Genomic DNA, 26,645 nt, shown 5'->3' with positions numbered 1-26,645 from the left:
GCAGCTCGGCGCTGGTCCGCGTGGCGGCGTATAATCGGCGGCAGAGGATTCTGACGTTAGGAAACCATGACCGATAGCATGCAGCAGATGGCGCTCGACACGCTCGGCGCCTATTTTGGCTACACCTCGTTTCGCCCGGGGCAGGACCGCATGGTCGATGCGATCCTTGGCGGCCGCGACGCGCTGGGCGTTATGCCCACGGGCGCCGGCAAGTCCATTTGCTACCAGGTGCCCGCGCTCATGCTGCCTGGCATCACCTTTGTGGTGAGCCCGCTGCTGTCGCTTATGGAGGACCAGACCCGCGCGCTGCTCGCGGCGGGTGCACGCCCCAGCTATCTCAACTCCAGCCTTACCCCGGCCCAGCAAAACACCGTGCTCAAGCGGGCGCGCGAGGGTCGCTACCAGCTTATGTACGTGGCGCCCGAGCGCCTGCTCGAGCCGCGCTTTTTAGCCTTTGCGCAGGAGGCCGCGGCGGACGGCGGCATCGGCGTGCCGCTCGTGGCCATTGACGAGGCCCACTGCGTAAGCCAATGGGGCCAGGATTTCCGCCCCGCCTACCTGCAGATTCGCGAGTTCATCGATTCCCTGCCGCGGCGCCCCATCGTGGCGGCCTTTACCGCTACGGCGACCGAGCGCGTGCGCGCGGACATTCAGCAGATGCTCGGCCTGCGCGACCCGGCCACGGTCGTGACGGGCTTCGACCGCAAGAACCTCTACTTTGGCTGCGAGGAGATGGGCGACAAGGCCAAGGCCGTCTGGGTGCGCGACTACGTAATCGCGCATTCGAGCGAGAGCGGCATCGTGTATTGCTCGACCCGCAAGACCGTCGATGCGCTCGCGGGCGAGCTTGCCGAGGCGCTGGGTCCCAGCGGCATTCGCGTGGGCCGATACCATGCCGGCATGGGCAACGACGCCCGTCGCCAAAGCCAGCGCGCCTTTATCGACGACGACATTCAGGTGATGGTTGCCACCAACGCCTTTGGCATGGGCATCGACAAGCCCAACGTGCGCTACGTCATCCATAACAACGTGCCCGAGAGCATCGAGGCCTACTATCAGGAGGCGGGTCGCGCCGGCCGCGATGGCGATCCTGCCAGCTGTCACCTGCTGTGGAATGGCAACGATTTTCGCATGCGCCGCTTTTTGATCGACCGCGGCGATGCGGCCGACGAGGCGCTCGACGATGAGCAGCGCGCGTGGGCGCTCCAGAATCGATATCGCCTGCTCAGTCAGATGGAAGGCTACTGCAATACCACCGGCTGCCTGCGCGAATACATGCTGCGTTACTTTGGCGACGAGGCCGCGGCCGAGCATGCGGCCGTAGGCGGCACCGCCTCGGATGACGCCGAGGGCTGCGGCAACTGCAGCAACTGCCTTACGCAGTTCGAGGTCGAGGACGTCACCGATATGGCCCGCGCCACCGTGCGCTATGTGGCCACGCGGCCCATGCGCTTTGGCAAGTCGCTCATCGCCGATGTGCTTCACGGCGGCAACACCGAGCGCGTGCGCCAGATGCATCTGGACGAGGATCGCGGTTATGGCGAGCTGTCGAGCGAATCGGTCGGGCGCATCAAGGACATCATCGGCCAGTTGTGCGGCCGCGGTTATTTGGCCGCCTCGCAGGGGCAGTACCCGGTTGTGGGGCTGGGTCCGCGTGCCGGCGAGGTCGAAGAGGAGGCGTTTGCCTTTACCGTTAAGCGCCGTGCGTCCAAGCGCAAGGCCTCGGCCCGCGCTCGCCGTGCGGTGGATCTGCTGCGCGAGGAGGCCGAGCTGGATCAGCGCCCGCGCGTGGGCGACGATGCCGAGCTATTCGAGCGCCTGCGTGCCCTGCGCAAGGAAATCTCGACCGAGCTGGAGATGGCGCCGTACATGGTCTTTTCCGACAAGGCCCTGCGCGGTCTGTGTCGCCTGCGTCCGCAGACGCGCGACGAGCTTATCCAGGTCAACGGCATCGGCGAGAAAAAGGCAGACGCCTTTGGCGAGCAGTTTATGGCGGCGATTGAAGAGTTTGAGTCCGAGCATGCGCGAGATGGAGCGTAACGATGGCAACTGACGATAAAACCGAGCGTGCCGACGTGTCCGCCGTGCCGCTGTACCAGCAGGTCATGGACGACCTAAAGGGCGAGATCGCGCGCGGCGTGTACGCGCCCGGCTCGCGCATTCCTTCCGAGATGGAGCTTGCGAAGTCCTACGGCGTGGGGCGCATTACCGTGCGCCGCGCCATTGAGGAGCTGTCGCGTGCGGGGTATCTCAACCGCCAACAGGGGAGGGGCACCTTTGTGTGCGCCCCCAAGCTCAAACGCAAGATTCGCCAGAAAGGCGATGTCCAGAGCTTTACCGAGGGCTGCGCCGCCAACGACATGGTGGCCGGAGCACGCTTGGTGTCGCGCACGGTGGTCGCGGCGACGCGCGAGGACGCGGCTTTTTTTGGCGTGGAGCCCGGCTGCGAGCTTATCGTGGTCGAGCGCGTGCGCACGGCAGATGGCGTGCCCGTCATGCTCGAGAACAACGCCTTTGTGCTGTCCGATCATCCCTACCTGCAGACGTTGGCCGATAAGGACCTCGCCGATAACTCGATCTTTGCGTTCGTTGCCGAGCATTCGGGCCGCGCACCGCTCAAGTCCGACCCCTGCACCGTGGAGATTGCGCTTGCCGATGCTCAGGCGGCCCCGCTGCTGGAGGTGCCGGTCGGCGAGCCGCTCTTCTATATGGAGGCGTACTTTACCGATGCGGACGGGCGGCCCCTGCTGCTCGGGCGCCAAAAGATCGTGGGCTCGCGCTACTTGTTTGACATCTAACGCCCATAGACAGAACAACATAGAACAAATTTGCTGAAACGACTTCACCTGTGACAGTTCGCATGTTATAAATAGGACAACATAGAACGATTGCAGGTACGAGCTGTCGTCGTTCAAAGCCGCCACACAAGGAGGAGCGTCACGGTGAACGCACACGATCTGATTCAGGAAATTATCGAGCGCAAGGGTAAGATCGAGAACGTCTTTTGGATCGCCTGTGGCGGTTCGATGATCGACCTGATGCCGGCCAACGAGCTGCTCAAGCGCGAGGCCACCACGTTTGCCTCGACGGTCTACACCGCGCGCGAGTTTTGCCTGATGGCCCCCAAGAGCCTGGGGCCGAAGTCGCTCGTCGTCGCCTGCAGCCACAGCGGCAACACGCAGGAGGTCGTCTACGGTTGCGAGATGGCGCTGGCTGCCGGTGCCGAGGTCGTGGCTATGACCGACTATGCGGGCTCCAAGATCGACAACGGCAAGTGGACCACCTGGGTCTATCCGTGGGGCAAGGGCGAGTCGCAGGCCGAGGTCCCGCAGGGCATCGGCGTTCTGATGGCTGCCGAGCTGCTCGACCAGCAGGAAGGCTACGAGGCGCTCGCCGACATGTATGCCGGCCTTAAGCAGATGGACGCGCTGCTGCCCGCCGCCCGCGAGAAGGTCAACGCGGAGCTGGGCGACCGCTTTGCCGAGCTCTGCCAGCAGCACAAGTTCTTCTACATCCTGGGCTCCGGCCCCAACTTTAGCCAGACCTACGCTATGGCCATCTGCTCGCTCATGGAGATGCAGTGGCAGCACTGCTGCTACATCCACTCCGGCGAGTACTTCCACGGCCCCTTCGAGGCCACCGAGCCCGGCGTGTTCTACTTTGTGCAGCTCGGATCGGGCGAGTGCCGTCCCATGGAGGAGCGCGCGCTCGCATTCCTCAACACGCATACCGATACGGTCATGGTGCTCGATGCGCTCGAGTACGGCGTGGGCGAGGTGCCGGCCAGCGTGCGTTCGTTCCTGGAGCCGATCTTCTTCTACGCGATGAGCTGCGAGTTGCGCGCCGCCCGCGGCAAGGTGTTCGACCACAGCCCCGAGGTTCGTCGCTATATGGGTGTCGAGCAGTACTAGGTACCGGGAAAAGTATTCACCTTCGATTCGCAAGCGAACAGCGTGCGTAAATAGCGGGCCGCACCGGGGATTTCCGGCGCGGCCCGCTCTGCATTGCGTCCATGCGTGGGGGGTATCGCGTCAACCGACGACCTACTTGGCGTCGTAGGCCTCGGCATCCCACCAGTCGAGCTGGGCAATGTTGTCACGGATGTGCTGGCAGCTCTTGTGGAAGCCTTCGAGCTCGTGCTCGGAAAGGTCGAGCGTGTAGACCTCCTCGACGCCCTCGGCACCGATCACGCACGGCAGGGAGGTAAAGATGCCTTCCTCGCCATACTGGCCGGTCATAAGCGTAGAGGCCGAAAGCACGGCGTGCTCGTTGTGCAGAACGGCGGCGCAGACGCGCGCGGCGGAGTTGGCGACGGCGTACTCGGTGCACTGCTTGCCGGCGTAGGTCACATAGCCGCCCTTGCGCGCGAGCTCCTCGATCTCCATGTGGTCGAAGTCGTACTTGTCGGGGTTTTCGGCCTGAAGCTCGGTGAGGCTCTTGCCGGCGATGGTTGCGGCCTTAAAGGCGGCAAGCTGGCTAAAGCCGTGCTCGCCGATCATGTAGGCGTCGATGGACTTGGGGCTCACGCCGATCTTCTTGGAGATCTCGGTGCGCAGGCGGGCGGAATCCAGGCCGCAGCCCGAGCCGATGATCTTCTTGGGATCGTAGCCGGTCAGGTGCCACAGCTCGGTGCACACGACGTCGCAGGGGTTGGAGATGGAGACGAAGATGCCATCGAAACCGGCGTCGACGATGCGCTTGGCAAAGGTGCGCGCGGCGTCGGTGGTAAAGAACAGCTCGCCGTCGCGGCTGCCAGCGGCCAGCGCGACCTTGCCGGCGGCATTGACGATGACGTCGCAGCAGGCCAGCTCCTCGTAGTGGTCGTAGCAGTTGACGATCTTGGTGTTGTACGGGACAAACGAAAGGGAGTCGCGCAGGTCCTGGACCTCGGACGTCACCTTGGCCTCGTTGATATCGCACAGGTACAGCTCGTCGGCAATGCCCTGCATAAGCAGGCTGTTGGCGACATGTGCTCCTACGTGGCCCTGGCCGACCACACCGATCTTACGCGTCTGGTACATATACGTATCCTTCCGGCCGAGTTTTTCGCGTCGAACCATTGTAGCGTCCTGTTGCCACTTTGCTAGACTAAAGTGCAATAGATTTTTGGGACATGCCTTAATTTCTACTTTTGGAGTGATTTGGGCCGTCGACGGCATCGCTGGGCGATGTGCTCGCGCGGATGGGGTCGCTCGTTGTACCATAGCTGCAACTGACTCGTTAGGAGCTTCCATGCCCATTCGCATTCCCGACGCCCTCCCTGCCGCCGCGCAGCTCGAGAGTGAGAACATCTTTGTCATGACCGAGTACCGCGCGCTGCACCAGGACATCCGTCCGCTGCGCGTGCTCATCCTCAACCTCATGCCCACCAAAATCGCCACCGAGACGCAGATCATGCGCAAGCTCTCCAACACGCCGCTGCAGGTGGAGGTGGACCTGCTGCGCACCAAAACGCACGAGGCCACGCACGTGAGCGCCGGCCACCTGGAGACGTTCTACCGCACGTTCGACGACATCCGCGATATCCACTACGACGGCCTGATCATCACGGGCGCGCCGGTGGAGCAGATGCCGTTCGAGGAGGTCGACTACTGGCCCGAACTCTGTCAGATTATGGATTGGTCCACCACGCACGTGCACTCTACGCTGCACATTTGCTGGGGCGCGCAGGCGGGGCTCTACCATCATTACGGTATTCAGAAGTGCGACCTGCCGGCAAAGGCGAGCGGCGTCTTTGAGCATTATCTGGTGAAGCCGCAGAGTCCGCTGGTCCGCGGCTTTGACGACCGTTTCTATGCCGTGCATTCGCGCAATACCGATGTGCGCCGCGAGGACGTGGAAGCCGAGCCGCAGCTCGAGGTCGTTGCCGTGTCCGACGAGGTGGGCCTGTACATCGTCAAGTCGACTGACAGCCGCCGCTTCTTTGTCTTTGGTCACCCCGAGTACGATACCGACACGCTGCGTCTGGAGTACGAGCGCGACGTGAAGCGCGGGCTTGATCCCGAGGTGCCGGCACATTACTTCCCGGGCGACGACCCCACCGCCGAGCCGCGCAACGTCTGGCGCAGCCAGGCTCAGCTGTTTTACACCAACTGGCTCAACTACTACGTCTACCAGACCACGCCCTACGACCTGGCCCGCGCCGGCGAGGAGCACTAGACTGCGATGGTACTGCTGTAGCCGTGGCTGATGTGGCGGCGATTAGGCGCTGATGATGTCGGGCAGCGGCAGGTCGTGGGCATCGGTGGGGACGTGGTTGATGCGTTGTTCGTCAAAGGCGATGCCGATGATTTGGCATGCGGGTGAGAGCATGGGCAGGTAGCGGTCGTAGCAACCGCCGCCGTAGCCCAGACGCGCGCCGGTTTGATCGAAGGCCACGAGCGGCACAACAATCATGTCGAGTGCTTCGGCAGGCACGATGGGGAAGCGGCCGCTGTCGATGTCCGTGGCCGCGAAGGCCCGCGCGGGGTGGGCGATAAACGGAGCCGCGAACGCATCGTCGGCGGCAACTGCTCGCATACACATGCGCTGGCCACAAGCTGCGGCATCAATTGCCGAGAGCATGCACGGATAGGTCACGCGCCAGCCGCGCGCGGCGACCGCAGCGGCAAACGCGGCAGGGTTGACCTCGGAACCCATCGCGGCATAGATGGCAACGGTGTGCGGCACCGCGGCATCCGAGCGATCCAACAGCTCAACCAGCCGCGTACAGATAACGGCGGACTTTGCCGCACGCACATCCAAATCAAGAGCATCGCGCCGGGAAATCACCGCCCGTCGCAACTCAGCCTTATCCATCCCAGCTCCCTCTCCCAAACCTACCAAAAAGGGACAGGTTTATTTTGGCAGGTTTTATCTGGGCAAACGTCGAAGCCGCCGCAAAGGCGCCCTTTGTGGCGGCTTCGACTCGACGTTGGCTTCACAGCGCCGCAGCGATCGCTTCAGTCACAAACTTATTGAGTGACTCACCCTTCTTTGCCGCCGCCAGCGCTGCTTGCTTGTGGAGCTCAGAGCCCGTTCTTACGTTGAACGAGCCCTTAAAAGCCCGCTCGGGTTCCTTGCCCTTCTCGGCGCAAAACTCAAGGTAATCGTCGACGGCGTCGTGGAAGCATTGCTCCACTTCTTCAGCCGTGGAGCCTTCAAATACGATTGCGTCCCTAATGCCGGCGACCATACCTGTTAGCACATGCTGTTCGGCATCGAACTCGACCGGGGCGAAATAACCCTTGTATGCCAAAACGTTACTCATGACTACCTCCGACATCTTGCAGAAAGCGAACGATGTTTCGAATGGTCCCCGCTGTCAATTCGTCAGATGGATGAGGCGTGTGCATTACGAACATCCTGCCATCTGATGGCCTGTAGAAGCGAACGCGCGATCCGGATGTCTTGCCTTTGCTGTCCATTTCAAAGCCATATGAAGCCATAACTTTAAGAAAGTCAGCGAATCTATACGTTGAAGGACAGCTAAGCAGCTGGGCGATGAGTTTATCGGATCGAGTCATCCCGCCTCACATTCTGCAACTATATTCTAGTTGCAATTTCAGTTTGATGCAAGCACCTCTACTATAGAACATGTGTGCGTATAGAACAAGTGTTCGAATCACAACTGAGGACGGAGACAGGCACCTTTGTGGTGGTCTGTGCTGTGGAGTGGGCGTCTGCGGCGGTTTGTCTCAATCTGTAACAGTAACTCGGCAAAATTGGACCTAGATGTTACAGATTGAGACAAACCGCTGCGGTGGGCTGCGCCGCCCCGCTCAAACCGCAGAAAAAAGGTAGATTTTTAGACATGTCCCAAAAATCTACCTTTGCCGTGCGTTAGCCCATCAGGTCGACGACGTTAAAGTCGGCGTTGCTCTTGGCGATGACGTCTCGGCCGCCAAAGACGCAGGTCGGCGACTCGGCTGCGATGCGCGTCACATCGGCGCCGAGCGAGCGCAGTTCACCGGGCGTGGCGGCGAGCATCTGGGCGCGGCGCTTCTCGCGCGCGTTGGGATCGAGGCCGGCCAGGTAAGTCGTGTTGCGGCGCTTGGTGAGCGCGTAGGGCTTCACCGGCGCGTCCATGCCGCTCACGCAGCTCACGATAAAGCCCTCAAAGGCGGACTCGTCGGGTTCAAAGCTGCCGAGCCATTCGCCCGCGCGCGCCACGCGCTCAATCGAGGGATCGATTGCCGGGTCGCGGTAGGTGTAGAACGCCGCCTGGCGCTCGCCGGCCGCGCGGAATCCGCAGCCGTACGCGCCGCCCTTTACGCGGATCTCGTTCCACAGGTAATCGTAGGAGAGCGCGTTGGCGGCAACCGCCCAGGCGCCCGTCACGTCGATGCCCAGACGACGCGGGTCGCACGCGCTTGCCGCAAAGCAGATGTCGCTGGGGATGACAAAGGCCTCGTGGCGGTCGCGCGGCGCCGGCACCACGAGCACGTCGCGGAAGACGGCGCCAGCGTCCGCGCTCAACCCCGGGTCGCCCGCGGCGGCCCAGTACGCGTTAAAGTCTTCATCGCTGCCGGTAAAGCTCGCCAGGCAGCCATCGGCCACAAAGATGCGGCCCGCCAGCTCGGCAAGCTTGGCGCGCAGGCTATCCAAGCGCTCGTCAAAGTGTTCGAGCAGATCACGCAAGAACAGGTAGAAGTCCACGCCCGAGAGCTGTTCGCGCACCACGGCAGAAGGCGAGCTGTAACTCATCGCGCGACCGAGTGCTGCCGAGTGGCCGTTGTTGATAAAGCCCTGCTCAAGCCCAATGCGAATCTGCGTGAGCACGTCTCGTACGCGGTCGGCGTCGGCGTCCGCCAGCAGTGTGCTCGACCACACCTCGCGCGGCAGGCTTGCCAGCGCATCGATCTTCTCGGACAGGGCACCGGCGCTCACCAGCAGGTAGGGGCGCACGCCGTCCACGTCGGGCTGGGTCATGACCTCGGTCGTAAAGCTCAAAAAGCCCAGCTTGCCGGCAAGCAAGTTGTCGAGTTCCTCGGCCGAGTGCTCGCGCGTGGGCAGCTGCTTAAGCAGGCGGCAGAGCAGTGTCACATAGGGCAGGTCCTCAAACGCGACGCAGCTCAGGTCGAAATACTGCATGGCGTAGGCCAGGCGGTTGGTGGGGATGCCGTGGCGCAGGCAGGGGATGGGCGCGGTCGTGTCTACGACCAGCGGCGGCTCGGGGCGCGCCTCGCCAATGTCGGACACGCGCAGGCGCGGCAGCGTGGCCTTGGCCTCGGGCGTGTCTTCTGCCTCCTGCGCGGCACGCAGCGCGGCCGTGCGCTCGACCACGTCGGCCAGCTCGGCATCGGTCATGGCATCGCGCTTGGCTGCCAGCTCGGCGGCCTCGGCACCCTCTGCGCCCTCGGCGGCGTCCACCGGCACCAGCTCGACCAGTGCCATGTGGTCGTTTTCCAGCACCAGCTCGCGCAGCAGGTCCTCAAAGTAGCTGCCGTCCAGGTCGCCGCGCAGCTCCTCATACACCGGGCCGTACTTGAGCGCCAGCGTCGCGGCGTCGTCATCGTAGAGCCAGGTGCTCAGCGCGTCGCACGCAATGGCCACGCCGTCGGCGATACCGTAGTCGCGCTGGCGCAGGTCGTATTCGTTGCTGCTGATGATGGCTTCCAGGCGCTCGCGCGGAACGCCATGCTCGCATAGGTCGCGGCAGGCGTCCTGGAACACGCGGCGCAGCTCGCGCGCCACGCCGGACTGCGCGTTTTGCAGCATGATGAGCTCGTAGGGCTGCAGGCTCTCGGCCGCGGTGTAGCTCACCACGTTGCCGCCCAGGCCGGCGGCCAGAATGGCCTTCTTAACCGGCGCTTCGTTGGAGCCCAGCAGCGCCTCGAACAGGATATCCGCTGCGATCGTGCGCTTGCGGTCGAGTGCGCTGCCCAGCACAAGACCCAGGCCCACCAGGGCGTTCTCGGGCGTGGTGGCCATCTCGACGCGCTTATACTCGCAGGTCACGGGCGCCTGCACGCCCAGCGGATTGGGCGCCAGCGCGGACGGGTCCTCGCCGGCGGCAACGGCTGCGTCCATGCGGCGGCTCGCGGCACTCGGCTGCGACAGATAGCGCTCGTCCAAAAAGGCCAGGGCGCGGTCCACGTCCGGGTCGCCATAGAGCGTGATGTAGGAGTTGGAAGGATTGTAGTGGCGCGCGTGCGTGTCCAGGAACTGCTCGTAGGTGAGCGCGGGAATCGCGCGCGGGTCGCCGCCGCTCTCGTGCGCATAGGCGGTGTCGGGATAGAGCGCGGCGTTGACGGCGTCGTCCAGCACGCTCATGGGGTCGGACAGCGCGCCCTTCATCTCGTTGAACACCACGCCGTTATAGCGCAGCGTGCCCTCGCGCAGGCTCGCGGCGTCGCCCTCGCCTTCGGCGCCCTCCGGCAGGTCCAGCTCGTAGTGCCAGCCCTCCTGCTCAAAAATGGTGGGCTTGGTATAGATAGCCGGGTTGAACACTGCGTCCAGGTACACGTCCATCAGGTTGTACAGGTCCTGCTCGTTGGTGGTGGCAACAGGGTAGATGGTCTTGTCGGGGTAGGTCATGGCGTTGAGGAACGTCTGCATGGAGCTCTTGATCAGGTCGACAAACGGCTCCTTGACGGGAAACTTGGCCGACCCGCACAGCACCGAGTGCTCAAGAATATGGAACACGCCGGTGGAATCGGCTGGCGGCGTCTTAAAGCCAATGGCAAAGGCCTTGTTTTCGTCGTTGCACGCCAGGTACAGCAGACGAGCGCCCGAGGCGGTGTGGCGCAGCACGTAAGCGTCTGCGTCAAGCTCGGGCACGGTCTCGCAGCGCTCGACGGTAAAGCCGTGGCAGGTGGTTCCGGGCACCAGTAGCGCGGCGGCAGCGGCGCGAGGGTCAGTTGAGGTGGTGGGCATATGCAGCCTCCTTTGACGCCCCGGCGGGGGCGAATCGAGTCGAATCCCCGAGAGTATACCCATATGGGGCCCTCGACCAATCTGCCGGATGAGCGTGGATTTTCGGACACACGAGCGTGGAAATTCGGACGCCCGCCAAATGACAGTGGTTTTTCGGACGGAATTAGCCTCAAAACGCCCAAAAACCGTCCAAATATCCACGTTCATTTTCCGACCGTCCAAAAATCCACGCTCACGTATCACTCACGTATCTCTCGTCTCTCACTCATCTCTAATACGAGAGATAACAGAAAGACGAGAGATAATTATGAGAGATAACTGAACAGAATAGAGAAAAAGCAATCGTGATATTGTTTCAATATCGATTGTTCTACCAGCAAAAACATGTTTAAATGAAGCAACTAGCAGACATCCTATCTCTCATCTCTCACTCATCTTTAATATGAGAGATAACAGAAAGATGAGAGATACTTATGAGAGATAACCGAGAGATGAGAAGTGTCCGTCTGGGGTACACCCGCAGGATCGAGCGAAAGGACATGCAGATGAACGAAAACGAGCTGGTCGGTCTGCTCGAGTCTTTAAGGCGCATGGGCTCGGACGATCTTAACGTCGAGGTCAAGGAGAGCGCCACGACGCTTTCCCGCGACGTATGGGAAACGGTCAGCGCTTTCGCAAACACCGCCGGCGGCATCATCGTACTCGGAGTGAGCGAGCGCGCGAGTTTTGTCCCAGTTGCAAACTTTGAGACCGAGAAAGTGCTCAACCAATTCGTGGCGGGCATGGGCGATGCCGGCGGTCGCGGAAAGCTGGCCAATCCGCCCAAATACACCATTGAGCGCGTGGAGCTCCAGGGCACCGTGGTTCTGGTCATCACGATTGAGGAGCTCGACCCGTCGAGCAAGCCTTGCTATGTCATAGAGCGGGGCGCCCAGGGCGGCAGCTACAAGCGCGTCGATGACAAAGACGTGCCGCTTTCGTCGACCGAGGTTTTGGCGCTGTCGTCATACGAACGGACGAGTCCTAGCGATCGCGATACGGTGCCCGGCACGAGTGTGGGCGATCTCGACGAGTCGCTGGTCGATCGCACGATAGAGCGTGCCTATTCGTTGACGCCTCGAGCGATGCGCGGTGCGACGGACAAGAAGACAAAGATGGAGCGCCTGAATCTCCTCGACTTCCAGGGCAATGTTACCAAGGCCGGCCTCCTTGCCGCGGGCGTTTACCCTCAGCAGTTCTATCCCAAGCTCTTCATTGATGTGGCTGTCCATGCGGGAACTCAAAAGGGCGCTGCGGGACCGCTAAGATTTATGGACCGCACAGTCTGCGAGGGCACCCTGGGCGAGATGATTTCGGATACTGTCGCGGCTGTCGCCAAAAACCTGCGCCGCACCTCGACCGTCCAAGGCATCTCGCGTATCGACTCGCTGGAGATTCCCGAGGAGGTCCTGCGCGAGGCAGTTGCCAACGCGGTTATCCACAGGGAATACGGGGATCGGTTCTGTGGGCAATCGATCGCCGTCGACGTTTTTGACGACCGTATCGAGGTGACGAATCCCGGCGGCCTTTATGGAGGGAAGACTCGCGAGAACTTGTTTGACGGCAGCTCCCGATGCCGTAATGCAACGCTCGTGAAACTCATGTCGATTGTTCCACTGCCGGATGGCGCAGGCTCGCCGGCTGAGGAAAATGGCTCGGGCATCCCGATGATGATCGATGCCATGCGCGCGCATGGTCTGGCCGAGCCCCTGTTCTGCCCGGGGTTCGATCGGTTCAAGGTCGTACTTTACCGTTCAAAGGTTGAGCCGGTCGATCATGGCGGGGACTTGATTATGACGGCACTCAAGCGCTACGGCGAATTGGGGACGCGCGAACTGGCGGAGCGCACGGGACTCACGGTTTCCCAGGTTAGGGCACGCGTCAATGCACTCATTGCGCAGGGTGAGCTTGAGCCGACGGCGCCGTCGACAAGCCGCAACCGCAAATATCGACTGTCAGAGCGCGTGGAATAAATGCGTTAGTGGACGAGGCGACCCATTAATCGACTCTCGATTGGCGCCCACCAGGGTAAAGCAGTTGTTGCCCAGTCGACGGTGATGCTAAAGACTCGGCTTACGCCGGCATGGCCCCGAACCCGCCCATCAAGAACAGCCTAAGAACCAGCTTGATGACATTTCCCGGTTTGACTTCAGCCGCGCCAAAGACGCGGCGTTCGGCGAGCTCGCTGCAGTATGCGTAGATATCGCGGATAAGGTCCGCGCCCGAAAGCGTAAACATGTAGCCTGCGTCCGAAAGCGCATTGGGTGCGGCGGGCAACTTGGCCATGCGGCAAAAGGTCAACAGGTCGGGCGCCATAACATTCTGGTAGTCGAGGTGGCCGCTGGCATCCTGTGCGGCAAGCTCCAATTGGCGCACAAAATCCAGTGCCGCCGCTAACACAAAGCTCGGCGTAGGCGCATTGACGTCCTGAGTGGTCGCCACAAGCCTGCCCGCCGCCTGCGTGACAAGCCAAGCGACCTCGCGCTGGCAACGCACGGCCTTGCGCGTCACCGGCTTGATGGGCGAAGAAGAAACGCTCCCCTTAGGCGGATTCGAAGCAGCCATAAGACCCTCCCATGAACAATCCGGCCCAGCAAGCCCGGACGAAACACGTGCTACATCAGTATACAGGGGAGTGGGGTAGTGGGGCGCGGGCGCGCCAGCGGCAAACCGAGAGCATCAACGATGTGCCGATTGCGGAATGAGATCTCGTAATAATTGACTCTCGGCCATATTATTGAAGGGCATGACTCGTGTTCGTATGGTTGTAGGTGCTGGCGATGAACGACTTTGACCTTGCTGTTCCGTTGATGGATGGACCAAGCTATGACCGTGCCTGCAGTCTCGTGCCTTCCGAATACGTTGAGGCATGGGAGTGGTTTCTGGGTGAGGAGCAGCGCGGCGGCGTTTGGACCAGCCTTCCGCACCACACCAAGGAAGATAGCCCTCAATATCAGTATCGTTTGAGAATTGGCTCGGACTTCTTTCCCGTAACGCGGGATTCAGGGATCTTCTGGCCGGGCCAGGATCGGGTGAAGCAAGATCCCGATAAGATCTTTGCGCTCTCGGTTCATAACTCTAAAAAGAGTTTCTATACCGATGTTCCTCCGCTCTATTTGGATGACGGCACGTGGGTCATTAAGTATTCGGTTCAAGCGCCGGGCACCGTTGGTTCTCGAGACCAAGACTATAACCGGAAAATGCTCAACTGCATGGAATGTGGCGTTCCAGTTGGAGTCATATTTGCAACTGAGGTGGGCTATAAGGTGCTTGGCCTTGCGTTTGTTGAACGGTTCGAGCCCGAAAACGGCTGGTTTGTTCTGCATGGTCCCGTTCATAAAGGCGGGCCTGACCCTCGTTTTGCGTCCGACATGAGCTATCTGAAGCACATGCCAGTCGACATTGAGTTTGCCGGACGGGATGCGACCGATGACGAAAAAGTTCGCTATGCGTTAAGGCGCGAGCGACTGGGGCAACAATGGTTCCGCAAGCAGCTCGTTGCCGCCTATGACGGCCGTTGCGCGGTGTCGGACTGCGGCGTCAGCGAAGCTCTGGAGGCTGCACATATCGAGAATTACTCGGGCCCTAAATCGCAAGTTGCCAGCAATGGCATTCTGCTTCGGCGCGACTTACATTCCCTATTTGATGCTCATCTGATTTCGTTTGAGCCTGTTTGCGGTGAATATCGGCTGTGCGGATCGTACCTGCTGGATAAGACCGACTACGCTTCCTTTGCAGGTGCGACGCTAAGGCAGCCGAATGAGCGTCAGTGGCGACCCAATACGGTGTTTCTTGAGGCCCATCGCATTGAGTTCGATCGCTCGGAAAAGAAGCGTGAAAAGGCGGGGCTTCTGCCGTATTAGCGTATTTGGCTTTGGCATTCTTTGACGATCGTGTTGTTTGATCGGATCGCGTGGCGATGCAATATCGCGCCCACCTGCTGGTGCATGCTCTTCCTGATTTGTATAGCGAGAGGGGAGCGTGTATGAGCTGGCGAGGCGATATTGCGATGGGGAAGTACGGAAAACTGCCGTGTGCCCTTATAGACAACAATATGTTTCCGAGCGTAGAGGTTGATTGCGGGTCGTTTGTCGTCACCTGCCCTTGCTGCGGCTCGCAAATACCGTGTCTCGACATTCGGTTCATCGATGCGCGCGACAGACTCAGCGACGAAGTGAGAAAACGGACAGGCGTTCATATGCCGGTGTATCCGGAGAAATGCCCTGTTTGTGGCCTCGATATCGTGTACGACGCCGGCGACGAGGGACAGGTGATGCGGAGGAGTTGGCTGTGAGTGTCTTTTGCCTCTACAAATAAATCCCCTCACCGAGCTGCTTGTGGAACTCGGCGTGGTGGTCGCGTGCCCAGGTAAAGAGTGCCTGGTCAAAATTGGTGCGCGCGGCTGGGATGCCAAAGACGCCGGCAACTTCGACGCGCACAAACTCCAGTGCCGGCAGCTTGTTGATGGCAGTGAGGGCAAACGGGGACGAGGGCTCCTCGAACAGATAGCGGCTGCCTTGCAGCGCGTCGCAACTGGTGCACGTGTTGCCGAGCGACGGGGCTTTGGAGGCTCGCGCGCCCACGGGCTTGTAGCCGCAGCGCTTATGAAGGTAGTCGCGGATCTCGCCCGGCGCGCAGCCAAGAGCGGGCACGATGGCGAGTGCGTTGGCGTTGGCCGTGTCGATGGCAATGTGCCCGGCTTCGTTGGGTGCGTGCGCGATGGTGATGCTCTCGTCGTTATCGGTTCGATAGGGAATGCCGAAGGCCGCGACCGAGGTCTCTTTGTGACACTTCCAGCACTCGCGCTTGCCCAGTACTAGATATATATACGGCGCCGAGAGGTCGGATCGGTCAACACCGGGCAGCCACTCGGCAAAGGGTTCGGGGTTGACGCCGCTAGGTACATACCAGATCTTCTTGGTTCGGTCCCATTTGGCGCCCAGCGCCTTGGCTTCTTCTTTGTGCGAAAAGGGAACATCGAGCTCGGTGCGCATGGCGGCTCCTTGGTGCTGCAGGTGCAAGTGGCTCAAGGATACCGCAGAGCGCAGACATCGCGGCGTTTTGCTGAGAAGTTGCGGTTCGGATGGGTTCGAGACGCGTTGGTCTCGGCCTCGGTGGCTATTGGGGCGGTTTTGATTGACTGCGGAGTCAGCCGGGATAGGCACTTGGGTTGCTGACGCGGTTTTGTGCATGGGCAGGGTGGTTGTTTGAGCGGTTGGAGCAGTTTGCGGCACAGTTTTGTGCCTGGCTATTGTTGATGTTGGGGTATTGAATTTATTTGGCAGCCATTCGTCAGGTGAATTGATGCTACGTTGCGATGATGGTTGGAGCTGCCAGCGGATTTGGCGACATAAAACAAAACAGCCCAGAGACATAGCCTCTGAGCTGTGAACATCTGGTGGGCGTTAGAAGATTTGAACTTCTGACCTCTTCCGTGTCAGGGAAGCGCTCTCCCCCTGAGCTAAACGCCCTATCAAGGGTGCGCAAGTGCGCAAGGGATAATATAACGGAGCCTGAACTCGGTGGCAAGAACATTTTTAAAAATCGCTTGCATTGTGGTCTGGTGAGAAAAAGCCGCTCGCCGCCTGCAGGTGACCGTTTGCGGTCAAATTATCGACAAAGCGTAGACAGATTTGTGGCAAGGTTTCAGGGAAGTATGTGCTGGCTTCGCCGTCTTGCGCACGATTGCACGAGGCGTGTGCCGTTGTTTGAGTAGTATGGGGGCCGACAATGAACATGCTGGTCGTAGATGATGAGGCTGATATCGCAAATATGCTCGCGGAGTTTTTCCGCATGGAGGGCTACGAGGTTTCGGTTGCCCATGACGGGCCGTCGGCCCTGGCGGCGGCTTCTTCTGGCCCCACCCCCGATATCATGCTGCTCGATGTAAACATGCCGGGGATGGACGGCTTCGAGGTCTGCCGCCGCGTGCGGAAGCATGTGAGCTGCCCGATCATCTTTCTAACGGCGCGCGTTGAGGATATGGACCAGCTTGATGGTTTTGCGGCGGGTGCCGACGACTACGTGCTCAAGCCTTTTTCTCTCGAGGTCCTGGGTCGTCGCGTGGCGGCGCACATGGCGCGCGAGGGAAGGACTCGCGATCGGCAAAGCGACGGCGCCGTCCGCTTTTTTGGCGAGATGACCATCGATTACGCTCAACGCATCGTTGAGGTTCACGGTGCGGGTGGTAATCGGGATTCGTCCGCCGGGGGCGATTCGAACGCGGTGACCGTCGACTTGACCAAGCTCGAGTTCGACATCATCGCCCTGTTGAGCAAGCGCCCTGGCCAGGTGTTTGACCGCGATGTGATTTACGAGCGCGTGTGGGGATGGGACGCCGCGGGTGACCCGTCGCAGGTGCGCGAGCACATTCGCCGCATTCGCAACAAGTTTACGTCGGCGGGGATCGCGGACGATCCGATCGCAACGGTATGGGGCGTGGGCTACAAGTGGGTGGCAAAGTGACGGGTTTTGGTAAGGGCCCACGCGGGCGCCATGCGCCTCACGAAGACGGCCGAGTTGTCGCTTGCGAGGACGGTTGTCGGGACAATGGCGGTTCTGTCCGCAGGCGCGACCGCCGTGCAGCTCGCCGCGCCGAGCGACGCGCGGCCCGCGAGCTTGAGCGCGAGCGGCTGAAACGCCTGCCGCGAAAAGAGCGCCTGCGTGCCTGGTGGAGCCTGCGGCCGTTGGGCGTGATCTTCACGGCGTATCTGGTCGCCTATCTTGTTGTGGCCACGGTGCTTGCGCTGAGCGCCATTGAGGTACTCGCGGCTTGGAATAATGGATATTACGAACTTGAGGTGACGCTCGACAACGGTTTGACCGAGCACGGCGTGATCGATTCGGGCCCATACATCTACGACCCCACCTCTCAGCAGCTGCTTCCCGCATCCGAGCTCAACTTGCCAGGCGATGGGCCGTACGCGGTCTTCATTGCGACGGGCGATTGGGGGACCGGTAGCGATTACGTGCCGGAGGGCGGGCGCACCATCAGCACGCTGTACGCGACCGTCGACATGGTTCGTAGCGGCCAGGTGCAGCTCTACGACTGGGGGCTCAATTACAACGAGGGCTATCCGCAGGAGGAGATTCTAGAGGTGAACAGCACGATTCCAGCGGAGAACCTCGCCCGCTATGACGCGTTGAGCCGCGCGGGCCGCGCGCAGAGCGTGGAGCTGTTTGAAAACATGACGGGAGCCGATCTTGAGGAGACGTTTGGCGAAGGGCTCGTCTCGAACACTGCCTATTATGCGGCTTCACCGCCTCCCGATGGTCCGATGCCTTGGGTCCTCACGCTTGCGACGGGGCTTGTGCCCGTTTTGGCGTACGGCGGCCTGGGTTGGCTCACGTTCAAGCACTTCTACCGCGTTCACATCGCCGGGCCCTTGGGGGAGCTGGCGAGCGCCGCGGGGCGCATCGCCGGTCAGGATTTGGATTTCTCGATCGAGCGCGTGCGGGGCAAAGAACTTGGTCGCCTGTCTGAGACGCTGGAGAATATGAGGGCGTCGCTGCTCGATGCCCAGCGCGAGCTGTGGCGCACCGCCGAAGGGCGGCGTCAGCTCAATGCGGCGTTTGCGCACGACCTCCGAACGCCGATCACGGTGCTCAAGGGGACGGTCGAGATGGCGCAGATGCGCCTGCGTCGCGGCGATGAGCTCGATGTTGGTTCGTTGGATGCCCTGTCGGCCCAGGTGGTGCGTTTGGAGCGGTACGCAACGGAGATGGGAGGGCTGAGCAAGCTCGAAGATCGGCCTGTAGACCGCAAGCCGCTGGCGTCGCGGTCTCTTGTGGATGAGCTCGAGTCGCATGCGAACGAGGTTGTTGCGGCGCGCGGGGAAGGGCTCGCGTTGAGGGTTGCAATCGACGAGGGTGAAGATGGCGCCCGTCCCGACATGGTCTACATCGACCTACCCCTGGTCGAAGAGGTCCTCGACAACCTTTTGAGCAATGCGTGCGGCCATGCGAAGGGCGTCATCGAGGTTGAGATTTCTGTTCGTGAGGGCAGGTTGGCTCTGAGCGTTGCCGATGATGGTCCGGGCTTTACGCCCGAAGCCCTGCGGCGCGGGTGCGATCCGTTCTTTAGCGAGAACAAATCTGCCGAGCATTTTGGGCTGGGCTTGAATGTGTCGAGCATTTTGTGCGGTTTACACGGGGGAGCGCTTGAGTTAGGGAATGGTTCGACCGGCGGGGCACGTGTGACGGCGACGTTTAGCATGGGCGGCGATGGGGACGAAACAGGGGAATTGTGACGAGGGCGCGCGCTGCGCGGGCGTCGCCGGGCTCATCGAGCCGTCGGCGAACCAGTTACCTGCTATTACCTTAAGAATGACTTACCTTAACGTAAGGCTTACTGAATTGTCATTGCTGGTAGACAAAACATAGACACCAAGTTGCGAAACTGTCCTTGTCAGGTACACAAGGAGGTAACGCGATGATGAGGATGCAGCCCGAAGCCGAAGGGTATTCCGATCAGGTTTCTTGCGGGGGCGCCGCTCGCCGTCTTGACGTAAGCGCTTTGAGCGAGCTTCGCAATCGAGTCGCGGGCGCTCATGACGCGCTGGACGACGCCTCTTCTGCCGGCGCGCGGACCGCAAACGCCCCCTCATTCACGACCGCTGCGGACATGTCGGCCGAGGCCACCGCAGAGGACGATGGCCTCGACGCCCGCCGACGAATCTTGCGTCGTCGCGTGCTTTTGGCGCTTGCGGCCTCGGCCGCGATCCTCGCGATTGCCTGCTGGGAATATCTTCCGGGGATCTTGGCATGGCTTGCAGACCCTCAGGCGGTTCGGTCGTTCGTCGCCAACCATAGCGTGATAAGTCGTCTCGTCATGCTTGGAATCAACGTCACTCAGATCTTCTTGGCCTTTTTGCCCGGCGAGCCTGTGGAGCTGGCGAGCGGTTACGCGTTTGGCTTCTGGGAGGGGACGGCGCTGTGCCTCGTCGCCTCGGGGCTGGCGACGTCGGCGATTTATTGGGCGACGCGTCGATGGGGCTGGAGCCTGGTTGGCCTCTTCTTCGACCGCAGCCTTCTCGACCGGTTTTCGTGGCTCAATAATGCGAAGCGACTCGAGCTGGTCATGCTGGTGATTTTCTTGATCCCGGGAACCCCGAAGGACTTCTTGACGTATTTTGCCGGCCTCACCAAGATGCGCTTCGCCCCCGTGGTGCTCATCGCAACGTTTGGGCGCATTCCCTCCATTGTGACTTCGACGGCCGCGGCATCCGCTGCGGGCAGCGGAAACTGGCTGGTGGTTGGTGTCGTCGTTGCCGTGTCACTGCTGTGCGTGGCGTTGGGCGGCTTGCTGTATCGTCGCCTGCGTGCCAAGGCAAACTGAGGCGGCAGGCGAAGATGTACGGCGGCTGATGGGCCTTTTGCGGCGACATCGTACCGCCGAGTTGCCGCGGCAATCGAAAACCTCCCCCAACATGGTGCATTCTGAAATCGAAATATTGCGGAAACGCGAGCAAAGTGCACATGCTGGGGGAGGTTTCGAGTTTTTACGCGCGTGTGGCCCTGCTATGCGCTCCGATTGATGAAGAAGTCGGCCATGGAGCAGAGCAGGTCAGCGGCGTTGTGCGAAATGACGCCGTTCTCGGCGAGCGCGCGGCTGGTGTCTTGCGCCTCTTGCGCGAGTTTGAGTGCGAGATCACGGCACGCGTCAATGCCCCCGCCGATTTCGATGAGTTCGACGGCGTGCGCGAGGTCCGCGGGGTCGCTCGTTTTTGCTTCGAGCAGCCCCCAAGGGCCGCGGCCTCAGGTTCGACCGGCTGGCCCCGGCGGACCTGTCGCTCGCGATGTCGCACGTGAACTCCGCCCCGCGCGGCGCGCTCGGCTTCGCGACGCCCGCCCGCGCCTTCCGGGCGATGCTCGGCGCCGACGCGGAGGCGCTGCTGGATGCGTACGGCGTGGAGGACGTGCCCATCGGCGAGCTCGACCTGACGCCGGGGCTCATCGCGCGGGCGCGCGCGGAAAGGGGCGATGCCCCGCCGTCCTAGCCTAAGGGAAAACGGAATAGACTGACCGACCGTTCGGCTGAGTCTGGGAAGAGGCGCCGGGCGGCGGGCGGAGCATGGCCACCGGACCCATCGAAACACATCTCCACCGTTCCTTCAACTGGGAAAACGGCGCCCCCGGGCCCCAGGAGGGGCCACGGGGGCGTTCGGCTAGGTGCGGGAACGGCCTATTTGCTCAATGTGTTCGGCTGAGATCGGAAATCAACCCTTGCATTGTGGAATTCGGGGGCTTTGTCATATCCATTTCAAAAGAGCCTGCTGCCGCGATTTGACTGTCGCATAATGCAAGGCCATTGCGGTACCGAGCTATGGAAAGACGCCTGCGGAATTGTCCTACCGATAAGCGGACAAGCCTCCGGCTGGTGCCTTCGCCGTGGTAAGGTAAGCCGAATTGTTTCCAGGCTGTTTCGGGGGAGTGGAATGAGCAAAGAGTGCGTCGAGCAGGTCGAAGGCGCAGGAGCTTCGGTGCCGATGACCGATATATCGAACATTGATGTGCCCGAGGGCACCGACGAGCTCAGCCGCAGCACCCGCCGTGCATGGCGCGACCGCCTGAACAGCGCTTCGACGCGCAAGTTGATCATGGGCGTCTTGGCTACGCTGGTGGGCGGTTCGTTTTGGGGCTTCTCGGGCACCAGCGCGAGCTTTCTGTTCGATACCTACCACGTCGACACCTTGTGGCTTATGAGCGTGCGTCAGATTCTCGCCGGTCTACTCTTTATGGCCGTGGTTGTTACGCGCGACCGCGAGCGCCTGATTAAGCTCTGGACCACAGCCGCCGATCGCAAGCAGCTGCTGCTCTTTACCGCCTTTGGCCTGCTGTTCAATCAGTTTTGCTATCTTTCGGCCGTGCGTCTGACGAACGCCGGAACCGCGACGGTGCTCCAGTGCCTGCAGCTCGTTATCATCATGGGCTACACCTGCGTGACCGATCGCCGCATGCCGCGTACTCGCGAAGTCATCGGCATCGGTCTGGCTCTGGGTGGCACCTTTTTAATCGCCACCGGTGGCGACCCCACCAGCCTGAATATCTCGCCGCTCGGCCTGATCGCGGGTCTCATGTGTGCGGTTAGCGCTACATGCATGGCGGTGATTCCCGCCAAGATCCTGCCCGAATACGGCAGCCCCATCGTCACGGGCTCGGCAATGCTCACGGCGGGCGTGGTCTCGTGTTTCTTCGTGCAGCCTTGGGCGCATATGCCAGCGCTCGACGCTGCCGGCGTCGAGGCGCTCGCGGTGTTCGTGGTTATCGGCTCGTTTTTTGCTTACATGCTCTATATGCAGGGCGTTAAGGACATCGGCTCGGTACGTGCGAGCCTCATCGGAACTGTGGAGCCGGTTTCGGCGACCATCACCAGCGCCGTTATGCTGGGCACGGTGTTTTTGCCGACCGACCTTATCGGCTTTGCCATGATCATCGTGATGATGTTCCTCACGGTGTAGCTGGCGCCGCCGCCAAGACAGAAAAGGTGTTGTGCCACATTTTCGCCAATTGATGTCCGTGTCTGGAGTTTAGCTGTCGATGCCCAAAATGCCATAAACTAGCAACGTTATGGACTTTTTCATTGCGACTCAATTGCGAGGATTTCTTTATGGCTGGTAATCACTTTAAGAGCAGCGATAGCGGCCGTCCTGCAGTTCCGCCGCGTCCGAACGGGGCTGGTAATGCCGGCACGCCGGGCGGCGCTGGACAGGGCGGTTCCGGTAAGCGCGTGTCCCCGGGCGAGACGGCGATGTTTACCGCTCTGTACGAGCAGTCTCAAAAGGCAAAAAAGACCGGCCGTGCAAGAGGGAATGTCTTTGCGGGCGGTGCAACCTCCACGTCGCAGCCGAGCGGGGCTCCTTCGGCACCTGCGAACAACGCAGGTGCTGTCAACGCCGCGAATACCGACGGCAACGTTAATGCCGGCAGGGCCGCCAACAATACTTCCTCTTCCGGTGGCGTGGGGCTTACGGGTAACCTTGGCACGATTTACACCGGCGCCTCCGAGACTGGCACGTTCGCCCGCCTGGATGATAGCGGTGTCGAGTTTGCGGGCTCGGGTTCCAAGGAAGATTATTACGATTTTGGCTTGAACTACGGTGGCGACGCTTCGTCGAGTTCGACCTCTGACGGTCTGGTCCGTCATCGCCATCGCAAGGGCGAGCGCAAAAAGCGTCACACTGGCGCCATTATTGCCGCTGTAGTCGCGGTGCTTCTCGTTGCGCTTGGCGCAAGCGGCTTTATGCTGCTTAACTCGGCAAAGACCGTAAAGAGTGAAGCGAAGGAGGCTGTCGAGATCGTCGGTGGCCTTAAGGACAAGGTCACGTCGGGCGATTTTTCGACGCTGCCTGACGACGCGAAGAAGATCGATGAGCTCTGCGACAGCATGAAGGCGGAGACCTCGAGCCCGCTGTGGACGGCGGCTTCGTTTATCCCGGTGTATGGCAGCGATATCAATGCGGCCCGCACCATGATCGACGCCCTGTCCGATGTCTCGAGCAACGCGCTGGTTCCCATGGCCGATAACCTTTCGCAGGCCACGCCCGGCAAGCTGTTCCAGGATGGGACCATCAACGTGTCCGCACTGCAGGCGGTCGCCGATTCGCTCTCCGATAGCTCGAAGGTGTTCAAGAGCGTCAACGAGAAGATCCAGGGCATTGGCGATACTCATATTTCCCAGGTGACCGAGTTGGTCGATAAGGCCAAGGACGGCTTTGCCACCCTCAACGGCGCGGTTGACGCGGCGGAGAAGGTCGCCCCCGTCCTTCCCCAGATGCTCGGCGCCAACGGCCAGACGCGTCATTATCTTGTGCTCGCGATGAGCAATGTCGAGATCCGCGCCTGCGGCGGTTTCCCCGGTTCTCGCGGCGTGATGTCGGTGACTGACGGTAAGCTCGAACTGGGCGATTTTGTCAAAGTCGACATGATGAAAGAGCCTTTGAGTCCGCTTCCCATCACCGATGAAGAGGCAAACTTGTTCACGACCGGATGGGGCCTGACCGGATTCAACACGCTCGGATACACGATGGGCGACGTTACGATGACGCCCGATTATCCGCGTGCGGCACAGCTTGCCAGCGATATGCAGAAGGCCATTGTCGGAGATGACATCGACGGCGTATTTGCAGTCGATCCGGTATTCTTGCAGTATATGCTCGGCATTGTAGGCGGCACACAACTTCCTGACGGTACCGTCGTTGATGGAAGCAACGCTGCAAAGGTGCTGCTGCACGATATTTATTGGAATTACCCGGTAGAGGAACAGGACGCCATTTTTGCGGCGGTTGCCGGATCGGCTTTTAACAAGATCGTGGACGAACTGGGCTCCAGCGATATTGCTAAGATTGCTGGAGCCATCGAAAAGGGTGCTTCCGAGGGCCGCATCCTTATGTATTCGAGAAACGATGACGAGGAAAAGGCCGCGAAGGCTCTTGGAATATCGGGCGCCCTCCAAACCGATACGTCGGAGGCTCCGATTTTGGGCGTCTATGTGAACAACTACAGCTATTCAAAGATGGATTGGTTCCTCGATAAGCGAGTCACCATCGATTCTTCGGTTGAAAATGCCGATGGCTCGACGACGTATCGAGTGACCACCTCGCTCAAGAACACGATGACCCCTCAGGAGAAGGCCGAGATGCCTGGTTATTTCCAGGGCCATAACGGCATTAGCCAGGATATTGATGATGAGGTGCTGAGGCTTTATCTCTATGCTCCTGCGGGAGGCAGCATTTCGGACATTAAGACTTCGGGCTCCGGTTCTATCGAGATGAACGAAGCGACGCACGATGGCCTGAAGGTTGCATGGGGCGGTGTCCACATGCTTCTTGGACAAGACGTAAAGGTCGAGTACACGGTCACGACTTCGAAGGACTCTGGGCACAAAGAGCTTAAGGTTCGTACCACGCCAACCGCTCAAACGTTCGAACAGGATAAGTAAGATATGAAGTACTTTGGCACCGACGGCTTTCGCGGTGAGGCCAACGTTGGGCTGACGGTAGAGCACGCTTATAAGATTGGCCGTTTTGTGGGCTGGTATTACGGCACCAACCGCGAGCGCAAGGCGCGCGTGATCGTGGGCAAGGACACCCGTCGCTCGAGCTATATGTTCGAGGCGGCGCTGGTGAGCGGCCTGGTCGCGAGCGGTGCGGACGCCTATATGCTGCACGTGATCCCCACGCCGGGCGTAGCGCATCAGACCGTGGAAGGCTGCTTCGATTGCGGCATCATGATCAGCGCGAGCCACAACCCGTTTTGCGATAACGGCATTAAGCTCGTCAATAGCGACGGTTTTAAGATGGACGAGGACGTACTGGAGCTCATCGAGGACTACATCGATGGTAAGAGCGAGGTACCGCTGGCCACGGGCAACCACATCGGCGCCACGGTGGACTACATGCAGGGCCGCAACCGCTACATTGCTTCGCTCATCGCCAGCGCGAACTTTTCGCTGCAGGGCGTCAAGATCGGTATCGACTGCGCCAACGGCTCGGCTTCCTCGGTGGCCAAGCCGGTGTTTGACGCGCTCGGTGCCGACGTGCGCGTGATCAATGCCGCGCCCGATGGCTTTAACATCAACGTCGACTGCGGCTCCACGCATATAGAGCGCCTGCAGCGTCATGTGGTGGAGCAGGGCCTGGACGTGGGCTTTGCCTATGACGGCGATGCCGATCGCTGCTTGGCCGTGGACGAGCGCGGTCGCGTGGTAGACGGCGACCAGATCCTGTACGTGTGTGGCGTGTATCTGAACAAGCACGGTCGCCTTTCGGGCGGTACCGTGGTGCCGACGATTGCCAGCAACTTTGGCCTGGTCAAGTCGCTGGAGCTTGCCGGCCTAAGTGCCGTGACCAGCGGCGTGGGCGACCGTCACGTGTATGCCAAGATGCGCGAGGGCGGCTACAGCTTGGGCGGCGAGCAGACGGGCCATACGATCTTTGGCGATATCGAGCGCACGGGCGACGGCATTATGACCTCGCTGCGCGTGATGGAAGTGATTCGCGCCGAGCGCGAGACCCTCTCGCAGCTCACGGCTCCGTGCAAGCTGCTGCCGCAGGCGCAGGTGGCCGTGCACGTGGCGGACAAGGACGCCGCGCTGGGCAACATGGGTGTGCAGGCCGCCATCGCCGAGGCCGAGGCATCGCTGGCGGGCGAGGGACGCGTGCTCGTGCGCAAGAGTGGAACCGAGTCGGTGATTCGCATTTTGGCCGAAGCCCCCGACCAGGCATCCGCCGATGCCGCCATGAAGCGCATCGCCAACGCACTCGAGGCTCTATAGGGCGCCTTTTGGGCTGTCTGACAGGGGGTTATAAAATGACGTGGCCAAAAAAAGCAAAAATGAGTACTGTCACTAAATAAGTAACAGCAAATTTTGCCTCAAAAGGCCGTTTCGGCATTGCCTGAGCGTTATATCGACAGACATTGCTCCTCATATGTCCAATAAACAGGGTCGCGGATGAGATTAAATCTCATCCGAGACCCTGTTTTAGCCCGAAATAAATGCTATCAACTTGACAACAGTACTCATTTTTGCCTTTTTTGACCACAGCCTCTCCGGAGCAGTCACCCAGCACTTGGGGACGTTCCCTTTCTGCCGGCACTTAGGGACGTTCCTTATCTGCCGGCAGTTTAGGAACGTCCCCAAGTGCCGGGTTCCCAAGTGCCGGGTTGTTGGCTGGCGAAGAGTGTCCCAAACGACTAGTCATTAAAGAGCGTCCCCAATGACTAAGTGAAGGGGGCGCTGCGAATTGATT

Annotated in this window: 20 protein-coding genes and 1 tRNA gene; 13 read left to right on the top strand and 8 right to left on the bottom strand. The window is 60.7% G+C overall.

Annotated elements, in window-relative coordinates:
• Positions 1–66 precede the first annotated feature (66 nt).
• The 3 genes from DW732_RS00400 (at position 67) to DW732_RS00390 (ending at position 3,911) form a co-directional block, all read left to right on the top strand.
• Positions 67–2,040: an ATP-dependent DNA helicase RecQ gene (locus tag DW732_RS00400; protein ID WP_118098087.1), complete on the top strand. Its 1,974-nt coding sequence runs from the start codon at positions 67–69 to the stop codon at positions 2,038–2,040.
• A gap of 2 nt (positions 2,041–2,042) precedes the next feature.
• Positions 2,043–2,798: a GntR family transcriptional regulator gene (locus tag DW732_RS00395; RefSeq protein WP_118098085.1), complete on the top strand. Its 756-nt coding sequence runs from the start codon at positions 2,043–2,045 to the stop codon at positions 2,796–2,798.
• Positions 2,799–2,942: 144 nt separating this feature from the next.
• Positions 2,943–3,911, top strand: a complete 969-nt coding sequence (locus DW732_RS00390) for an SIS domain-containing protein (protein WP_118098083.1) — start codon at positions 2,943–2,945, stop codon at positions 3,909–3,911.
• A 132-nt stretch (positions 3,912–4,043) separates the two neighbouring features.
• Here DW732_RS00390 and DW732_RS00385 read toward each other — a convergent pair whose 3' ends face one another.
• Positions 4,044–5,021: an L-lactate dehydrogenase gene (locus DW732_RS00385; RefSeq protein WP_118098081.1), complete on the bottom strand. Its 978-nt coding sequence runs from the start codon at positions 5,019–5,021 to the stop codon at positions 4,044–4,046.
• Between the two features lie 211 nt (positions 5,022–5,232).
• Here DW732_RS00385 and metA point away from each other — a divergent pair, with 211 nt between their 5' ends.
• On the top strand, positions 5,233–6,159 hold the full coding sequence (gene metA, locus DW732_RS00380) for a homoserine O-succinyltransferase (protein WP_118098079.1): 927 nt from the start codon (positions 5,233–5,235) through the stop codon (positions 6,157–6,159).
• 42 nt (positions 6,160–6,201) lie between these two features.
• On the opposite strand, the gene DW732_RS00375 is transcribed toward metA, so the two are convergent.
• The 4 genes from DW732_RS00375 to DW732_RS00360 all read right to left on the bottom strand — a co-directional run bounded on the left by DW732_RS00375 (position 6,202) and on the right by DW732_RS00360 (position 10,857).
• A complete protein-coding gene (locus tag DW732_RS00375) occupies positions 6,202–6,798 on the bottom strand; it encodes a 5-formyltetrahydrofolate cyclo-ligase (RefSeq protein WP_118098077.1) in 597 nt (198 codons plus the stop codon).
• Between the two features lie 121 nt (positions 6,799–6,919).
• Positions 6,920–7,249 (bottom strand): type II toxin-antitoxin system HicB family antitoxin, encoded by a 330-nt coding sequence (locus DW732_RS00370; RefSeq protein ID WP_022094981.1) that lies wholly within the window; start codon positions 7,247–7,249, stop codon positions 6,920–6,922.
• Positions 7,242–7,505, bottom strand: coding sequence for a type II toxin-antitoxin system HicA family toxin (locus DW732_RS10185; protein ID WP_117735449.1), 264 nt, complete (start codon positions 7,503–7,505; stop codon positions 7,242–7,244). Before DW732_RS10185 ends, DW732_RS00370 begins: the two co-directional genes overlap by 8 nt.
• Before the next feature lie 316 nt (positions 7,506–7,821).
• Positions 7,822–10,857 carry an insulinase family protein gene (locus tag DW732_RS00360; protein WP_118098075.1) on the bottom strand — a complete coding sequence of 1,012 codons (3,036 nt, stop codon included), beginning with the start codon at positions 10,855–10,857 and terminating at the stop codon, positions 7,822–7,824.
• A gap of 545 nt (positions 10,858–11,402) precedes the next feature.
• Here DW732_RS00360 and DW732_RS00355 point away from each other — a divergent pair.
• A complete protein-coding gene (locus DW732_RS00355) occupies positions 11,403–12,869 on the top strand; it encodes an ATP-binding protein (RefSeq protein ID WP_118098073.1) in 1,467 nt (488 codons plus the stop codon).
• Between the two features lie 100 nt (positions 12,870–12,969).
• On the opposite strand, the gene DW732_RS00350 is transcribed toward DW732_RS00355, so the two are convergent.
• Positions 12,970–13,461 (bottom strand): hypothetical protein, encoded by a 492-nt coding sequence (locus tag DW732_RS00350; protein ID WP_118098072.1) that lies wholly within the window; start codon positions 13,459–13,461, stop codon positions 12,970–12,972.
• 215 nt (positions 13,462–13,676) lie between these two features.
• Here DW732_RS00350 and DW732_RS00345 point away from each other — a divergent pair, with 215 nt between their 5' ends.
• Positions 13,677–14,759: an HNH endonuclease gene (locus DW732_RS00345; RefSeq protein ID WP_118098070.1), complete on the top strand. Its 1,083-nt coding sequence runs from the start codon at positions 13,677–13,679 to the stop codon at positions 14,757–14,759.
• Positions 14,760–15,203: 444 nt separating this feature from the next.
• On the opposite strand, the gene DW732_RS00335 is transcribed toward DW732_RS00345, so the two are convergent.
• Together DW732_RS00335 and DW732_RS00330 are read right to left on the bottom strand one after the other, a co-directional pair.
• Positions 15,204–15,890, bottom strand: a complete 687-nt coding sequence (locus DW732_RS00335; RefSeq protein ID WP_118098066.1) for a DUF5710 domain-containing protein — start codon at positions 15,888–15,890, stop codon at positions 15,204–15,206.
• Positions 15,891–16,292: 402 nt separating this feature from the next.
• Positions 16,293–16,367, bottom strand: a tRNA-Val gene (locus tag DW732_RS00330).
• A 259-nt stretch (positions 16,368–16,626) separates the two neighbouring features.
• On the opposite strand from DW732_RS00330, the gene DW732_RS00325 reads away from it, so the two are divergent.
• The 7 genes from DW732_RS00325 (at position 16,627) to glmM (ending at position 26,170) form a co-directional block, all read left to right on the top strand.
• On the top strand, positions 16,627–17,361 hold the full coding sequence (locus DW732_RS00325) for a response regulator transcription factor (RefSeq protein WP_117799312.1): 735 nt from the start codon (positions 16,627–16,629) through the stop codon (positions 17,359–17,361).
• Positions 17,346–19,145, top strand: coding sequence for a HAMP domain-containing sensor histidine kinase (locus tag DW732_RS00320; RefSeq protein ID WP_233539308.1), 1,800 nt, complete (start codon positions 17,346–17,348; stop codon positions 19,143–19,145). Before DW732_RS00325 ends, DW732_RS00320 begins: the two co-directional genes overlap by 16 nt.
• 182 nt (positions 19,146–19,327) lie before the next feature.
• Positions 19,328–20,233 (top strand): TVP38/TMEM64 family protein, encoded by a 906-nt coding sequence (locus tag DW732_RS00315; RefSeq protein WP_233539307.1) that lies wholly within the window; start codon positions 19,328–19,330, stop codon positions 20,231–20,233.
• Between the two features lie 388 nt (positions 20,234–20,621).
• The gene (locus DW732_RS00310) at positions 20,622–20,894 is read left to right on the top strand and encodes a hypothetical protein (RefSeq protein ID WP_199569668.1); all 273 of its coding nucleotides are present in this window, start codon (positions 20,622–20,624) and stop codon (positions 20,892–20,894) included.
• 438 nt (positions 20,895–21,332) lie between these two features.
• Complete coding sequence (locus DW732_RS00305) at positions 21,333–22,355, top strand: DMT family transporter (protein WP_199569666.1); 1,023 nt, start codon at positions 21,333–21,335, stop codon at positions 22,353–22,355.
• A gap of 149 nt (positions 22,356–22,504) precedes the next feature.
• Entirely contained in the window at positions 22,505–24,835 is a 2,331-nt protein-coding gene (locus DW732_RS00300; RefSeq protein WP_118098064.1) for a DUF4012 domain-containing protein, read from the top strand.
• A 3-nt stretch (positions 24,836–24,838) separates the two neighbouring features.
• On the top strand, positions 24,839–26,170 hold the full coding sequence (gene glmM, locus DW732_RS00295) for a phosphoglucosamine mutase (protein WP_117743136.1): 1,332 nt from the start codon (positions 24,839–24,841) through the stop codon (positions 26,168–26,170).
• The last annotated feature ends 475 nt before the right edge of the window (positions 26,171–26,645 follow it).

It is taken from the genome of Collinsella sp. AM28-11LB (assembly GCF_003469895.1).
Classification (GTDB): Bacteria; Actinomycetota; Coriobacteriia; order Coriobacteriales; family Coriobacteriaceae; genus Collinsella.
Note: the sequence above shows the minus strand (reverse complement) of the source record. Positions and strands in the feature narration are given on the sequence as shown.

Excerpts from the sequence above, each read along its gene's own strand:
- DW732_RS00400 (WP_118098087.1), top strand. The coding sequence starts at position 67 with ATGACCGATAGCATGCAGCAGATGGCGCTCGACACGCTCGGCGCCTAT.
- DW732_RS10185 (WP_117735449.1), bottom strand. The coding sequence starts at position 7,505 with ATGACTCGATCCGATAAACTCATCGCCCAGCTGCTTAGCTGTCCTTCA.
- DW732_RS00395 (WP_118098085.1), top strand. The coding sequence starts at position 2,043 with ATGGCAACTGACGATAAAACCGAGCGTGCCGACGTGTCCGCCGTGCCG.
- DW732_RS00315 (WP_233539307.1), top strand. The coding sequence starts at position 19,328 with ATGATGAGGATGCAGCCCGAAGCCGAAGGGTATTCCGATCAGGTTTCT.
- DW732_RS00370 (WP_022094981.1), bottom strand. The coding sequence starts at position 7,249 with ATGAGTAACGTTTTGGCATACAAGGGTTATTTCGCCCCGGTCGAGTTC.
- DW732_RS00305 (WP_199569666.1), top strand. The coding sequence starts at position 21,333 with ATGAGCAAAGAGTGCGTCGAGCAGGTCGAAGGCGCAGGAGCTTCGGTG.
- metA (WP_118098079.1), top strand. The coding sequence starts at position 5,233 with ATGCCCATTCGCATTCCCGACGCCCTCCCTGCCGCCGCGCAGCTCGAG.
- DW732_RS00325 (WP_117799312.1), top strand. The coding sequence starts at position 16,627 with ATGAACATGCTGGTCGTAGATGATGAGGCTGATATCGCAAATATGCTC.
- DW732_RS00335 (WP_118098066.1), bottom strand. The coding sequence starts at position 15,890 with ATGCGCACCGAGCTCGATGTTCCCTTTTCGCACAAAGAAGAAGCCAAG.
- DW732_RS00385 (WP_118098081.1), bottom strand. The coding sequence starts at position 5,021 with ATGTACCAGACGCGTAAGATCGGTGTGGTCGGCCAGGGCCACGTAGGA.
- DW732_RS00355 (WP_118098073.1), top strand. The coding sequence starts at position 11,403 with ATGAACGAAAACGAGCTGGTCGGTCTGCTCGAGTCTTTAAGGCGCATG.
- DW732_RS00345 (WP_118098070.1), top strand. The coding sequence starts at position 13,677 with ATGAACGACTTTGACCTTGCTGTTCCGTTGATGGATGGACCAAGCTAT.
- glmM (WP_117743136.1), top strand. The coding sequence starts at position 24,839 with ATGAAGTACTTTGGCACCGACGGCTTTCGCGGTGAGGCCAACGTTGGG.
- DW732_RS00375 (WP_118098077.1), bottom strand. The coding sequence starts at position 6,798 with ATGGATAAGGCTGAGTTGCGACGGGCGGTGATTTCCCGGCGCGATGCT.
- DW732_RS00360 (WP_118098075.1), bottom strand. The coding sequence starts at position 10,857 with ATGCCCACCACCTCAACTGACCCTCGCGCCGCTGCCGCCGCGCTACTG.
- DW732_RS00300 (WP_118098064.1), top strand. The coding sequence starts at position 22,505 with ATGGCTGGTAATCACTTTAAGAGCAGCGATAGCGGCCGTCCTGCAGTT.
- DW732_RS00350 (WP_118098072.1), bottom strand. The coding sequence starts at position 13,461 with ATGGCTGCTTCGAATCCGCCTAAGGGGAGCGTTTCTTCTTCGCCCATC.